The organism is Paenibacillus sp. 01T443 (assembly GCF_056398325.1).
In genome coordinates this window covers 1-12,563 of sequence record NZ_JBFTPE010000018.1, presented here as the reverse complement: position 1 = coordinate 12,563, position 12,563 = coordinate 1, and the positions used below count along the sequence as shown (strand labels likewise).

Sequence of the window (12,563 nt, the reverse complement as noted above, 5' to 3'; positions counted from 1 at the left end):
TTCTAGCATACGGGTTAACTGTACCTGATAATGGTCCAGCATGCTAGGGAACAAATAAACGTTGTCCTTGTTGTCGCCTTGTGTGTCATTGGGAGTTGTAATGATAACACCGCCTTATGGTCACGCCGTTTGTTCATACGTACAATCTTGCGATCGATTATACCATGTACAGTCAAAAGAAAAAACAAATGTCGTGTTCCGACCGCTTTTAATTCTTTTTTTATGTAAATAGAAGATAAAAACAAAATAAGGCTTGCAATAAAATATTCCTATGTGGTATATTATTTCTTGTGTCCCGGTAGCTCAGCTGGATAGAGCAACGCCCTTCTAAGGCGTCGGTCGGGAGTTCGAATCTCTTCCGGGACGCCATTAAGAACAAACGAAAGCATTTTTTTACATAAACCCGCTAAACCCTTGATAAAACAGGGAGTTGGCGGGTTTTTCTCTTTTTCCAGACTATATTGCTTGTATCCAATGATTATTTCCTTCATAAAGGACAAGAAGAGCCTATCCTGCGATAGGCTCTTTCATCTTAATATTTATCAAAAAAATCCGAGACGGAGCAGATTAAGTTGTCTTCACCACCGATCCACGTCGCGCATTCTCGTTGAAAGCAAAAAGGAAGGCTGTTCCGTAAGGTTTAAAACCTCTTGGAACAGCCCTCCAGCGTGGCCATCTATATTGTTGCCGGACTAAAACGACATTGTCGCTTGCTTTTCATTTACGAATTGGTATAATTGCTCCGATTTCTCTTCTGTAAGCTCGCCGCTATTATCGAAAACTAAAATCGAAGAGCTTGGAATATCCCAATTGATTTGAGGCACAAATTCAATACGCTTCTCAAAATCGCCCCAATTGTCCAGCTTCCATTGGTCGCGTTCCGTTTGACGGCCGACGATTCGGGTCTTCTGAAGCTCCATATCCTGCAGCGTAACGACAATGACCTTTATATCAACTTCATGCAAGGAAAAGCCGGCTGCATTAACAACTTCTTCAATCCATTGTTTATTTTTCAGCTCTGCCGTAAAAGGCGAAATCATAAATACGTTTTGTCCTGCCGATAAATTTTCTATACAAACGTCCTTAGCCGTATCGTATTCCAAATCACGCAAATGTTTTTTGTAATAATCCGAATCCCGGTCCCTTTTGTCCAGTCCGTTCAGCTCCAAGATCGCCTCTACAAATCTGCCGCCAATCGTATCACGGTCAAGAAATGCGGCGGGAATGCGATCTGACAGCTTTCTAGCTACGGTTGTTTTGCCTGTGCCTGCTACTCCGACGAAAAAAACTAACTTTTGCAAAAAGATAAACCTCCACTATTTTTTGTAGAAGTATATCATTTTTCATTTCGTTTTAATAGAAGAGAATGGGACTTAGGGTTATTATTTCAGTTGAGATGCGCACATGCAATAGGGGCACACAGTCATCATATGGCTGCCGCCCCCTCTTCTATGTTTAAAGCAGCTGCATAGACTCAATATGACGCTTTGTCGTATCCGTACCATGCTCGTACAGCTGTTTATAAATTTGTTGAATAAGCTCGTCATAGCCCGCACTCATTTCGCTGTCGCTTGCAGAGCCAAATGGATGGCTGGTAAAATGATACATCTCAGCCTCATCCATGCTGGACAGCTCGTCAAACATCTCCCTCAGCTTAATATGTTCTTGCTCATTCATGTTTATTTCAAGCTCATAGGCCGCAGCCTGTGGATCCTCTAATATTTGCCCCGCCTGGACGGATACGTAATATCGTTTGCGATCCTCTCCGCCAGCTTCCATATCAACCATTATTCGCGTGCTCCTTTCTGCTCTTTAACTTTTTACAGACCTCCCTAGCATCCCCCGTCGGACAGACATTTTATGCCTTTTTTCTGCATATAACTGATATTATCGCTACTTTGAGACCAGCAAAAGAGAGGAATGAGATCGATGTGTGGAATTACGGGCTGGATCGACTGGAACCGTGATCTGACTAAGCAGAGTGAAAGCTTAGAGAAGATGACTGACACCCTGGCACCGCGCGGTCCCGACGCTTCCGGTACGTGGATATCAGCGCATTGCGCTTTAGGCCATCGACGTTTATCCGTCATTGACCCTGAAAATGGAGCACAGCCGATGATACGCCATACCGGCGATGACAAATATGTCGTTGTCTATAACGGGGAATTGTATAATGCGCCAGAGCTCCGCAAGGAGCTGGAGGGCAGAGGCAGAACATTCACGACAAATTGCGACACGGAAGTGCTGCTGGTTGCTTTTATGGAATGGGGCAAGGCGTGCATCGAACGTTTTAACGGAATATTTGCGTTTGCAATATGGAACGTGGCCGAACAAGAGCTGTTCCTTGCGCGTGATCGGCTTGGCGTAAAGCCATTATTTTATAGCTTGCAGGATGGTTTGTTTATTTTTGGTTCGGAGCAAAAATGTATATTAGCGCACCCTGCCGTGAAACCGGAGGTTGGTGCGGAAGGACTTGCGGAGATTTTTATTCTCGGTCCAGCCCGCACTCCAGGTCAAGGCGTATATAAACAAATCAGCGAGCTAAGGCCTGGCCGCTGCATGACGGTCAATCACTCAGGCGTCAAGACGATAACGTATTGGCAGCTGGAGAGCAGCCCGCACGGTCAAAATATCGAAGAAACCGCAGAGCAAGTCCGCGAGCTGCTTAAGGACACCGTTGAGCGGCAGCTCGTTTCGGACGTTCCTGTATGCACTCTTTTATCAGGCGGGCTCGATTCAAGCGCGCTTACCACCCTTGCGGTCAACTATTACAACGAAAACGGGCAAGGAAACGTCCATACCTACTCCGTCGATTACACCGATAACGATAAGCATTTTAAAGCGCATGCCTTCCAGCCGAACAGCGATGCGCCTTGGATCGAGAGAATGACCACGCATTTAGGTACCATCCACCATCCGATCCAATTTGATACGCCTGAGCTTGTCGGTGCCTTGAAGGCGGCTACCTTCGCCCGCGATCTCCCTGGCATGGCCGATGTCGATGCATCCTTGCTGCTGTTCTGCCATGAAATCAAGAAAGATGCCACCGTGGCAATTTCCGGCGAGGCTGCAGATGAAATTTTTGGCGGCTATCCTTGGTTCCACCGCGAAGAGGCGCTAAGCGCCAATACATTCCCTTGGTCACTGGCTTCGGCCATGCGTGCTGATCTGCTTGCCCCAGACGTGGCCGCTTGGATCAAGCCACTTGATTACATTGGTGACCGTTACGCGCAGGCAATAGGCGAGGTTCCTCATTTGGACGGCGAAGGCGAGCAGCTCCGCAAAATGCGCCAGATGTCTTACTTGAATATTACCCGTTTCATGCCGAYGCTTCTGGACCGTAAGGATCGCATGAGCATGGCAGCCGGTTTGGAAGTCCGCGTTCCTTTCTGCGATCACAGGCTCGTTGAATATGTTTGGAATATCCCATGGGAAATCAAAACATCAGGCGACCGGGAAAAAGGCATTTTGCGCAAAGCGCTGCGCGGCATTCTCCCGGATGACGTACTGACCCGCAAAAAGAGTCCTTACCCAAAAACTCATAATCCCAACTATTTGGCCGCAGTCAAAGGGCTGCTGCTGGACGTGCTGAACGATCCCAGCTCTCCGCTGCTTCCGCTGATCAATGTCAATAAGGTAAGAGAGCTCGCTGAATCAGACTCCGCCAAATCGAATATTCCGTGGTTCGGCCAGCTCATGTCCGGCCCACAGCTGTTCGCATACTTGTATCAAGTAAATTTGTGGCTGAAGCAGTATAAAGTTGTCATTGGCTAAAATGGATTAACCTTTGGCAAAAGCTCGTTTTAAGGAGATATATAAGCACATTTATAAGTGAAAAGTTATAAATTCTTATATATTAAAATAAAGCAACCCCATCTGCAAAACGCCGTATTGAACGGATAAATGCGGATGGGGTTGCTTTATATATTCTTGGCTTACGCTTGTTCAAGCAGCGGAAGCAGCTTCCTAAGCGCTTCCCCGCGATGGCTGATCTGCTGCTTCTCTTCCTTTGTCAGCTCAGCCATACCTCGGTTCAAGCCAGGCACCCAAAATAGGGGATCATAACCGAAGCCACCAGTACCGTGCGGTATTTCCGTAATGACCCCGTCAACCGTGCCTTCCGCCTCAACAAATAAACCGGTAGCAGGATCATATAACGCCAATGCACATACAAATTGCGCCTTGCTCAGCTGCAGCGAACCGTCAGTCAGCCTTCCCAGCTCTTCCAGCTCCTGATTCTCGCGCATGCGCTTAAGTTCGCGAATCAATTTTGCATTGTTATCTTCGTCTGTTGCGCCCTCACCCGCATAACGCGCAGAGTAAACGCCTGGTTCACCGCCCAGCGCCGCAACGCGCAAGCCAGAATCATCGGCCAATACAGGGACGCCAAGCGCGTCACCTGTCGTTTTTGCTTTGATGCGCGCGTTAGCCGCAAACGTCTCGCCATCCTCCACGATGTCTGGAATTTGCGGATAATCCAGCAGACTCGCGGTCTCTTTGCCCAGCTTTTGGAGTGCATGCGCAAACTCCTTCACTTTGCCGGCATTTTTGGTAGCCACGACGAAAATCTCATGAGAGAGCACCGAATGGTTTGTCATGGATATTAACCTCCAATGCGGGCCGCCAAAGGACCAAGAACATCGCGTTGCTTACTGATCAGCTCCGTTATGCCCTCTTCTCCCAGTGCCAGCAATTGGTTAAGCTCATCACGTGAAAACGGTGCGTCCTCACCCGTTCCCTGCACCTCAACAAATTTTCCGTTCCCTGTCATTACGACATTCATATCGACCTTTGCTTTCGAATCCTCTTCATAATTCAGATCAAGCAGCGCTCTCTCCTGAATGACGCCAACGCTTACCGAAGCTAGAAAATCAGTAATAGGGTATTTGGCGAATTGAACCTTTTCCGAGATTTTATTGATTGCGATGGAAAGCGCGATGAATGCGCCTGTAATCGAGGTCGTGCGAGTGCCACCGTCTGCTTGAATGACATCGCAGTCAAGCGTGATCGTCCGCTCACCCAGCGCCTGCAAATCAACGACCGAGCGTAGGGCACGTCCGATAAGCCGCTGTATTTCCATCGTCCGGCCAGTAAGCTTACCCTTGGCCGCTTCACGAATGTTCCGCGAATGTGTTGCCCGCGGCAGCATAGCATACTCAGCGGTAATCCAGCCCTTGCCTTGCCCCTTCATAAAGGGCGGTACTCTATCTTCAACGCTTGCCGTACAGATAACCTTCGTCTCCCCAACCTCGATCAGGACGGACCCCTCTGCGTATTTATTGACACCTGTGGTTATGGTTACCGGCCGAAGCTGGTTCGGTTGCCGACCGTCGTTTCTCATTCTAATTTCCTCCTGAGCACTGCTTCATATTATTAGTGAACAAATTGATCCAATCTACAATCTTTCCTATTTTAACAAAGTAGCCTGCGAATTGCATCCGCAGCAGCCTAAAAAGAAAACACCGCAGCAGCAAGCCGTTCAGCTTAGGCGCTCCAGAGCTGTACGCACAAGCGTAAACGGCTGTCGCCGTTCTCTGCGGCATAAGCAGTCATTTCGCTTAGATATATAAGCACATTTATAAGTGAAAACGTATAAATCCTTTTATATACACAAAAGAGGCTGTTCAACAGCATTCGCTTTTGAACAGCCTCTTTATTCGAGTTTATGTTATTTCATTATGATTTAATCGCATTGACATGATGCGGACGGCCAACCGGCTCGCTGTAGGATTTATTTGCCTCATCGACTACATTCGCTTCGCCGTTCAATTTAATTTGAACCGTCGATGCGCCAGTATTTTCTGTCACGGACAAAACAAGCGCCTGCAGCATTTCAGTAGGGAGCTTCTGTCCTTCCTGGTAAGCCTCATCCTGCAAATCTACCGTGACGACATCGCCATCCTGCACGATGTTCTTCACCTGTACATCCGGAAGAATAACGCTGGTCAGCTCTTTTTTGTTAAGCGGACCCGAAATCAGTTGTTCAAGCGCTGCTTGTGCCGGAGATGACGAACGCGCCACAAGTCTTGTAACGGGTACGTAATATTGTTCATCGTTTAACGTTACTGCAGAGAAATAAAGGGTAACCGGCGTCGATTGCGCATAATTGACGCCTTCTGCCGCCTCAATATTAATGCCTACAGCCCGTGTCAGCGTTTCGTCTAACGGATAACCGTCAACTGGCATTTCCGGCAGCTTGGCGCCTTCATACCAGATTTCAACGCCTTCAATGCCGGTCATAGCCGTCAGCGTCCAAGTGATAGCCTCTACGATCGTACGCTCGTCCTGCACGTTGTAATCCTTGAACGGCTCGGAAAATTCAACCGTCGCAATCTTTTGCTCCTTATCGACTTTATACGATTTAATTTGTGTGCCTTGCGGAATCACCGCGCGGAAATCCTCAGGTAGCTGACTGGCATAAGCACCGTTTTCCACCATCATTTCAAGCGCCTTTTGCCCGGCTTGCTCATTAGCGCCCAGCGTGGTTTGAAGGGAGATCGGAGCCAAGTAGCCATTGCGATCTTCCAGATACACGGTCATTTGGTTTTCTTCGCCAACGACGGCCTGTCCGGTTTCAGCACCTTCCGTGCCATCCTTTACCTCAATCTGAGGCGGATCAATATTTTGGCTTGTCTCCTGCGAGAACAATCCGCAACCTGACGTTAGAATCGGCAAAACGAGAACCCCTGAAAGTACTGCACCCCTAATCCATCTTTTTTGAATCATATTGACCTTTCCTCCCTAATCGAGTTTTGCCTGGCGGCTTTGTACAACTCCTTATTTGTAGTACTATGTATACGAGCCCTTCCCTTTTTTAGACCAGTTTTGTCCATAAAATCCTAAGGGGGAACAAAAACATGTCCAATCCCGAAATTTACAGCCTCAACAGCCGCAAAGTGGCCGAGGCAACAGACGAATGGCTCATCAAACGCGGAGTAACGAAAATGGCTATTGCCGAGCTCGTGCATTTTTTGCAAAAGGATTATTTTCCTGACCTGACGCCTGAGGATTGTATTGTTCATGTGAATGCCGTCCTATCCAAGCGCGAGGTTCAAAATGCTGTTCTGACTGGCATTCAGCTCGATATTCTCGCCGAGGAAGGCAAATTGATGGCTCCTCTGCAGGATATGATCAAGTATGATGAGAGTCTTTACGGATGCGACGAAATTTTGGCTCTATCCATTGTGAATGTCTATGGAAGCATCGGCTTTACGAATTTTGGTTATGTCGACAAGCTGAAGCCGGGCATTCTGGTCAAGCTGAACGATAAAAGCGACGGGGAAATCCACACGTTTCTGGACGATATTGTCGGAGCGATCGCAGCATCGGCAGCAAGCCGAATCGCTCACCGCAGACAAGCCGAGCGGGAAGGCGTTACGCAGCCTCCCCTTGATTAATCGGGGCTTACGAAGCAGGGTTTTGCATTCGCAAAACCTTAAAGCCTAACCTTACGAAGCAGGGTTTTGCATTCGCAAAACCTTAAAGCCTAACCTTACGAAGCAGGATTTTGCATTCGCAAAACCTATAGGAGGTACATTCATGAATTACGATATTTTTTATAAAGGCGCTTTTGCCATGCTGAAAGTGAAGCTGAATCCGGGGGAAAGCGTTAAAGCCGAAATGGGCGCTATGGTCTCCATGTCGCCAAGCATCGACCTGAAGGGCACAGCCGACGGCGGAATTATGCGCGGACTCGGAAGAATGCTGAGCGGAGAAACGTTCTTTTTTCAAGAGATGAAAGCGGTTCGGGGTCAAGGTGAGGTTCACCTTGCTCCCCCCTCTCTTGGGGATATCGAGGCTATAGAGCTGGACGGTTCGTACAAGCTTTACGTCCAAAAGGACGGTTTCTTGGCAGGCACTAGCGGCATAGAAGTTAATACCAAAATGCAAAACCTAGGCAGGGGACTCCTGTCCGGCGAAGGCTTCTTTATTGTGGAAATCAGCGGACGGGGCACCGTATTCCTCTCCTCTTATGGCGCGATTCATGCGCTGAACCTGAGCGCAGGCGAAGAAGTCATCATCGATAACGGGCACTTGGTTGCATGGCCGGGTTATATGAATTATACGATCGAGAAAGCCTCCAAGGGCTGGCTGTCCAGCATCACGAGCGGTGAAGGCCTTGTCTGCCGCTTCCGAGGCGAAGGCGTCGTTCTGATCCAAAGCCGCAATCCTGCAAGCTTTGGAACTTGGTTGAAAAAGTTCATCCCTGGCGGTAATTAGCTAACAACAATATAGTGATTCAGCTTCTTTACTCCCAGAACTCATTACATAGGATCAGCTCGTCTAATGACGGGCTGGTCCTTTTTTCTATTCGCTGCCATGTGAGGTAGAACCATACGCCCAGACGCTTGCACAACCGGCACAAGCGCTTCAGGAGACCACACAAATAAATTCACCATGTAATAAAGAGGGCTGCCTCTAAACGGTCATTGTGACCTTTAGGAGCAGCCCTGATTTTTATTGATTGCCGTTTAGAAATGTTTTGTTTGGCAAATAGTGCAAAGCGCGCACGAACCGCACGGTTTTGGTCTTGGCCCGCATCACGATGGAATGCGTCTCTGCCCGTTGGTCCGGGAAGTACTGCACCCCGCCCAAAAACTCGCCTGGCGTAACACCCGTTGCCGCAAAGTATACATCTCCCGTCCCGATCATGTCCTCCATCGTAAGCACGCGGTAAGGATCTTCGATCCCCATTTGAACGCAGCGATTATACTCGTTGCCGTCGGCCGGCATTAAGCGCGCCTGCAGCTCGCCTCCCAAGCATTTAAGCGCAGCGGCGGCGATTACACCTTCCGGTGCTCCGCCGGAGCCCACATACAAGTCGATTCCCGCTTCAGGGAAAGCCGGAGCCATCGCACCGGCAACGTCGCCATCCGACAAAAACTTGATGCGCACGCCTACCTTGCGAAGCACTTTAACGATGGATTCATGACGCGTGCGGTCCAGAATCATTACCGTCAGATCCGATACTTTCTTGTTAAGAGCATCAGCTGCTTTACGCAGCGTCACATCCATCGGATCCGTTATGGAAAGCTTGCCTACAAGAGCAGGACCGAATGCAAGCTTCTCCATGTACATATCCGGCGCATGCAGCAGCTGCCCTTTGCCAGCGACTGCAAGAACGGACATCGCATTATTTAACCCTTTCGCTACGATTTCCGTGCCTTCAAGCGGGTCAACTGCGACGTCAACCTCCGGTCCGTTCAGGCTGCCTACCTCCTCGCCTATGTACAGCATAGGCGCTTCATCCATTTCCCCTTCGCCTATGACGACCGTTCCGCGAATGGATACAGAATCAAACATTGAACGCATCGCGGATGTAGCCGCTCCGTCAGCGCTATTCTTATCGCCTCTCCCCATCCACGGCGCGGATGCGAGTGCTGCTAATTCCGTTACCCTTACAAGTTCTAATGCCAATTCTCTCTCCATAATCCAGTCTCCTCTGCTCTCTTATGACGGAATAGATCATTAGCACACATGTTGAAGTCATTTCCGTTATTTAATATGTATCATATATTTATATATGTCGCAATATATATTTGTCATCTTCATTAAATCATCATTATTAGAATGTAAACTTCCTAATGCTCAAAAACTACGTGATATATAACAACAAAAGAGCATCTCCTCGCAGGATATGACCTGCCCAGAAATGCTCTCTTGTTTATTTTGAGATATCAAACAATAAAATCCGGCTATTCGTAAATCTCAATTTCAAAAAGCGAAGGGCCGTATGTGAAGCTCTACTTAAAGGGCACCATATCGCTTGTGCTTACGAAACAGGATGCATTTCCGCATGAAATGCGCGAAACCTATGACTTTTCGCTCATCAATTTTAGGCAGCGCATCGGAAGTGAACGAGGTTTTTTATTGACATTGACAGAGGAAGCGCAGCATGGAGAGGCAAACTCCCTTTCTCATTTGTATAACCCGCCGCTGTTGATCCATTTGCTGGAGGCCGGTCAATGGGAGACGATTGAGGAGAAGCTGAAGCTGGTGTTCGAGGAGCTGGAGCATAAATGGGGAGAATCGCATGAGCATATTTTGGAGACGTATTTTATGGTTGTCAGCTCGCTTAGCTTCTCGATTCACAAAAACAAGCTTTGGATGGCCGACATCATGGGTCCGGAGTTCAACCAGCTGCTAAGCGGCCCCAACTTTCATACCATAAAGCAGCTTCGTACGTGGACAGCTTCGGTGCTTGATGCCTATAGAAGCCATATGAGCAGCAGAGTTCAGCACTCCCGTTCCAGTACTGTCCAGAAGGTACAAGAATATGTATCCAGCCATCTGGAGGAAGCATCGCTGCAGACGATTGCCTCTCACGTCTTCTTGAATCCCTCCTACTTATCGAAAATTTACAAGCTGGAGACAGGCGAGGGCATAAGTGAATACATTTCCAGATTGAAAATGGAAACCGCAGCGCATATGCTCCGCACCACCCCGGAAAAAATTTACGAAATAGCTGCCAAGATCGGCTACTTGAAAACGAGCTATTTTATCAAAGTGTTTAAAGACCGCTACGGCATAACGCCGCAGGAATTCCGTGACCGTTAGCCTTTGACCGCAGAGAAATAACAGATGCCAGAAACGGCAGACGAAGCAATACGAGCCTTTCGCTCCAAATGAACCAAATGCGCCAGTGTCTCCGACATCGCAAATCTTAATTGATGGGCATTGCCGTTTAAACGGCTTCCGAATAGTGCCTCGCACATGCCATAGGCGGTGCGGGGCTCTTCTGCGAGCATCGCTGCCATTTTGTCGAGCCTGCGGCTATGATGCTGCTGAAGCTCCGTAATTCTGTCATTAAAACCGGCGAAGGGATCACGATGTCCAGGAAACGCCAGCGAAACCTCGAACTGCTTAAGTGCCTGCAGGCTTTGGAGAAATTCCTCAAGCGGGTCTCCGTCTTCTCCAGGTACGATACTAACATTTGGCGTAATATGGGGCAGCACCTGGTCACCGCACAGCATCCAATTCCGTTCCTGCTGATAGAAGCAGAGCTGACCGCTCGCATGGCCTGGCGCATCAATTAACAGCCAGCTTAGCCCCCCCATCATGAGCTGTTCACCCGCTTCGAAATAGGTGACCTCAGGCTGCGGAGAAACCATGCTTACAAACGTCTCCAGATTCTCCGCAATAGCCTCTCTTTCCTGAATCGGCATGCCATGCTTCTCATACAGCGATTGCAGCTGCTGTGAGAAATCACTCCCTTCTCCCCAGAGCCTTACCGCATAAGCATGCGCCCTGCGAGTCATATAGACGGGTGCGCCGCTTTTCTCCTGCACATAACCCGCCMGTCCGTAATGATCGGGATGCTGATGCGTCAGAACGATCCGTGAAATGTTCTTCCACTGCAAGCCCTGCCGCTGCATGACGGCATCCCATACTTTTATGGCTTGATCCGTCCGCAGTCCAGGATCAACAAGCGTAAACCCGTCGGCCTCCGGGATCAGATAGCTGTTTACCCATTTCAGCGAAAAAGGTACAGGCACCTTTACCTGCAGCCACCCCTCCTGCCAGGCTGTGGCGTATAAAGAAGCATCCGCTTCTAATTCCGGAAAATGCGTGTCATTCCTTTGCTCTGTCATCTTTATTTAGCCCTTCCTGCCATAATCATGCGTGGCGATATTGAAGACTCATAAGGGGAACCGTCGTAATTGCCATACAGCTGCTCCAAGACCAGCCCGCAACTTGCAAGATGGGTTTTGAACCAGTCCAGCTTGTACAATTTTACCCGTTCCAAATACTCCCTTGGCGCTTCTTTGCTCTGTGGATGGAAAACGGTAATTTCCTTCTGCACCCAGTCGTCTGCAATAGACCGAAGCTCTTGGATCACTAGCCCGGTATCTTCATCCCTTCGTTCCGATCGGGGCACTAGGGTTTGTTCCACATAAACGGGATTAAGGAAATCGATAAGAAACGAACCGTTCGGCCGCAACACTTTGCGAATATTACGGAGTACCTTCACATTGTCATCTTCATACGAGAAATAGCCGAACGATGTGAAAAAGTTTACGGTCGCATCGAAGGTGCCTGCTTCAAACGGCAGCTCGCGCATATCCCCCTGCTCCCATTTTACGGCGCCCTCTATATCATGACGGCGGGCTTCCTCCAGTAAGCTCGGTGATAAATCGATGCCGGTTACTGAATAACCGAAGCTTGCGAGCGCTAGGGCATGTCGTCCCATTCCGCAGCCGATATCAACCACCTGCGCTCCTTCGGAGAGTCCCAGCCAAGAGATCATTTGGCATACTTCTTTAGCGGCATTTTCCCAGTTGCGATGTTTATAGACAAGCATATAGTCGGAGCCGAAGCTCTGTTCGTACCATGGTTTCATTTTCGTGCTCTCCTTCATTATGAACCTAAGCCAAGAAAATCAATTTGATTGCTTAATTGTACTTGAATTCCAACTTACTCGCAAAACAGTTTCCACCAGGCATAATTTTTGGGTTTTAACACAAACTATGGAAGCTTATCCAATAAGTCCATTGTATGATTCGCAAATGAATGAAAGGGGGAAACCGGAATGAATGAGCGTATTCGGTTGTTGTTTGCTTTGC

General features: G+C 48.6%; 12 protein-coding genes and 1 tRNA gene. 5 read left to right on the top strand and 8 right to left on the bottom strand.

Annotation, left to right across the window (positions count from 1 at the left end; translation table 11 throughout):
* The first annotated feature begins 292 nt into the window (after positions 1-292).
* Positions 293-369 (top strand) — tRNA-Arg (locus tag AC1DLI_RS26230).
* Positions 370-692: 323 nt separating this feature from the next.
* On the opposite strand, the gene AC1DLI_RS26225 is transcribed toward AC1DLI_RS26230, so the two are convergent.
* The gene (locus AC1DLI_RS26225; protein ID WP_477607409.1) at positions 693-1,301 is read right to left on the bottom strand and encodes a P-loop nucleotide/nucleoside kinase family protein; all 609 of its coding nucleotides are present in this window, start codon (positions 1,299-1,301) and stop codon (positions 693-695) included.
* A gap of 154 nt (positions 1,302-1,455) precedes the next feature.
* On the bottom strand, positions 1,456-1,788 hold the full coding sequence (locus AC1DLI_RS26220; protein WP_477607408.1) for a hypothetical protein: 333 nt from the start codon (positions 1,786-1,788) through the stop codon (positions 1,456-1,458).
* 141 nt (positions 1,789-1,929) lie between these two features.
* Between AC1DLI_RS26220 and asnB the strand changes: the two genes are divergently transcribed.
* Positions 1,930-3,774: an asparagine synthase (glutamine-hydrolyzing) gene (gene asnB / locus AC1DLI_RS26215; protein WP_477607407.1), complete on the top strand. Its 1,845-nt coding sequence runs from the start codon at positions 1,930-1,932 to the stop codon at positions 3,772-3,774.
* A 161-nt stretch (positions 3,775-3,935) separates the two neighbouring features.
* Here the strand turns inward: asnB and rdgB are convergent, their stop codons facing one another.
* The 3 genes from rdgB to AC1DLI_RS26200 form a co-directional block, all read right to left on the bottom strand.
* Positions 3,936-4,598 carry an RdgB/HAM1 family non-canonical purine NTP pyrophosphatase gene (rdgB, locus tag AC1DLI_RS26210; RefSeq protein ID WP_477607406.1) on the bottom strand — a complete coding sequence of 221 codons (663 nt, stop codon included), beginning with the start codon at positions 4,596-4,598 and terminating at the stop codon, positions 3,936-3,938.
* 5 nt (positions 4,599-4,603) lie between these two features.
* Positions 4,604-5,341 carry a ribonuclease PH gene (rph, locus tag AC1DLI_RS26205; RefSeq protein ID WP_309000412.1) on the bottom strand — a complete coding sequence of 246 codons (738 nt, stop codon included), beginning with the start codon at positions 5,339-5,341 and terminating at the stop codon, positions 4,604-4,606.
* A 335-nt stretch (positions 5,342-5,676) separates the two neighbouring features.
* Positions 5,677-6,726: a GerMN domain-containing protein gene (locus tag AC1DLI_RS26200; protein WP_477607405.1), complete on the bottom strand. Its 1,050-nt coding sequence runs from the start codon at positions 6,724-6,726 to the stop codon at positions 5,677-5,679.
* 131 nt (positions 6,727-6,857) lie between these two features.
* Between AC1DLI_RS26200 and AC1DLI_RS26195 the strand changes: the two genes are divergently transcribed.
* Together AC1DLI_RS26195 and AC1DLI_RS26190 are read left to right on the top strand one after the other, a co-directional pair.
* On the top strand, positions 6,858-7,397 hold the full coding sequence (locus AC1DLI_RS26195; RefSeq protein WP_308999645.1) for a phosphatidylglycerophosphatase A family protein: 540 nt from the start codon (positions 6,858-6,860) through the stop codon (positions 7,395-7,397).
* Positions 7,398-7,539: 142 nt separating this feature from the next.
* Positions 7,540-8,220 carry a TIGR00266 family protein gene (locus tag AC1DLI_RS26190; protein ID WP_308999644.1) on the top strand — a complete coding sequence of 227 codons (681 nt, stop codon included), beginning with the start codon at positions 7,540-7,542 and terminating at the stop codon, positions 8,218-8,220.
* Positions 8,221-8,457: 237 nt separating this feature from the next.
* Here the strand turns inward: AC1DLI_RS26190 and glpX are convergent, their stop codons facing one another.
* On the bottom strand, positions 8,458-9,429 hold the full coding sequence (gene glpX / locus AC1DLI_RS26185) for a class II fructose-bisphosphatase (protein WP_308999643.1): 972 nt from the start codon (positions 9,427-9,429) through the stop codon (positions 8,458-8,460).
* Positions 9,430-9,735: 306 nt separating this feature from the next.
* Between glpX and AC1DLI_RS26180 the strand changes: the two genes are divergently transcribed.
* Complete coding sequence (locus AC1DLI_RS26180; protein WP_477607404.1) at positions 9,736-10,557, top strand: helix-turn-helix transcriptional regulator; 822 nt, start codon at positions 9,736-9,738, stop codon at positions 10,555-10,557.
* Here the strand turns inward: AC1DLI_RS26180 and AC1DLI_RS26175 are convergent.
* The gene (locus AC1DLI_RS26175) at positions 10,554-11,591 is read right to left on the bottom strand and encodes an MBL fold metallo-hydrolase (protein WP_477607403.1); all 1,038 of its coding nucleotides are present in this window, start codon (positions 11,589-11,591) and stop codon (positions 10,554-10,556) included. The genes AC1DLI_RS26180 and AC1DLI_RS26175 overlap by 4 nt on opposite strands.
* Positions 11,592-11,593: 2 nt before the next feature.
* The gene (locus tag AC1DLI_RS26170; RefSeq protein ID WP_477607402.1) at positions 11,594-12,340 is read right to left on the bottom strand and encodes a class I SAM-dependent methyltransferase; all 747 of its coding nucleotides are present in this window, start codon (positions 12,338-12,340) and stop codon (positions 11,594-11,596) included.
* Between the last annotated feature and the right edge of the window lie 223 nt (positions 12,341-12,563).

Excerpts from the sequence above, each read along its gene's own strand:
- AC1DLI_RS26190 (WP_308999644.1), top strand. The coding sequence starts at position 7,540 with ATGAATTACGATATTTTTTATAAAGGCGCTTTTGCCATGCTGAAAGTG.
- AC1DLI_RS26200 (WP_477607405.1), bottom strand. The coding sequence starts at position 6,726 with ATGATTCAAAAAAGATGGATTAGGGGTGCAGTACTTTCAGGGGTTCTC.
- rdgB (WP_477607406.1), bottom strand. The coding sequence starts at position 4,598 with ATGACAAACCATTCGGTGCTCTCTCATGAGATTTTCGTCGTGGCTACC.
- rph (WP_309000412.1), bottom strand. The coding sequence starts at position 5,341 with ATGAGAAACGACGGTCGGCAACCGAACCAGCTTCGGCCGGTAACCATA.
- AC1DLI_RS26220 (WP_477607408.1), bottom strand. The coding sequence starts at position 1,788 with ATGGTTGATATGGAAGCTGGCGGAGAGGATCGCAAACGATATTACGTA.
- AC1DLI_RS26195 (WP_308999645.1), top strand. The coding sequence starts at position 6,858 with ATGTCCAATCCCGAAATTTACAGCCTCAACAGCCGCAAAGTGGCCGAG.
- AC1DLI_RS26170 (WP_477607402.1), bottom strand. The coding sequence starts at position 12,340 with ATGAAACCATGGTACGAACAGAGCTTCGGCTCCGACTATATGCTTGTC.
- glpX (WP_308999643.1), bottom strand. The coding sequence starts at position 9,429 with ATGGAGAGAGAATTGGCATTAGAACTTGTAAGGGTAACGGAATTAGCA.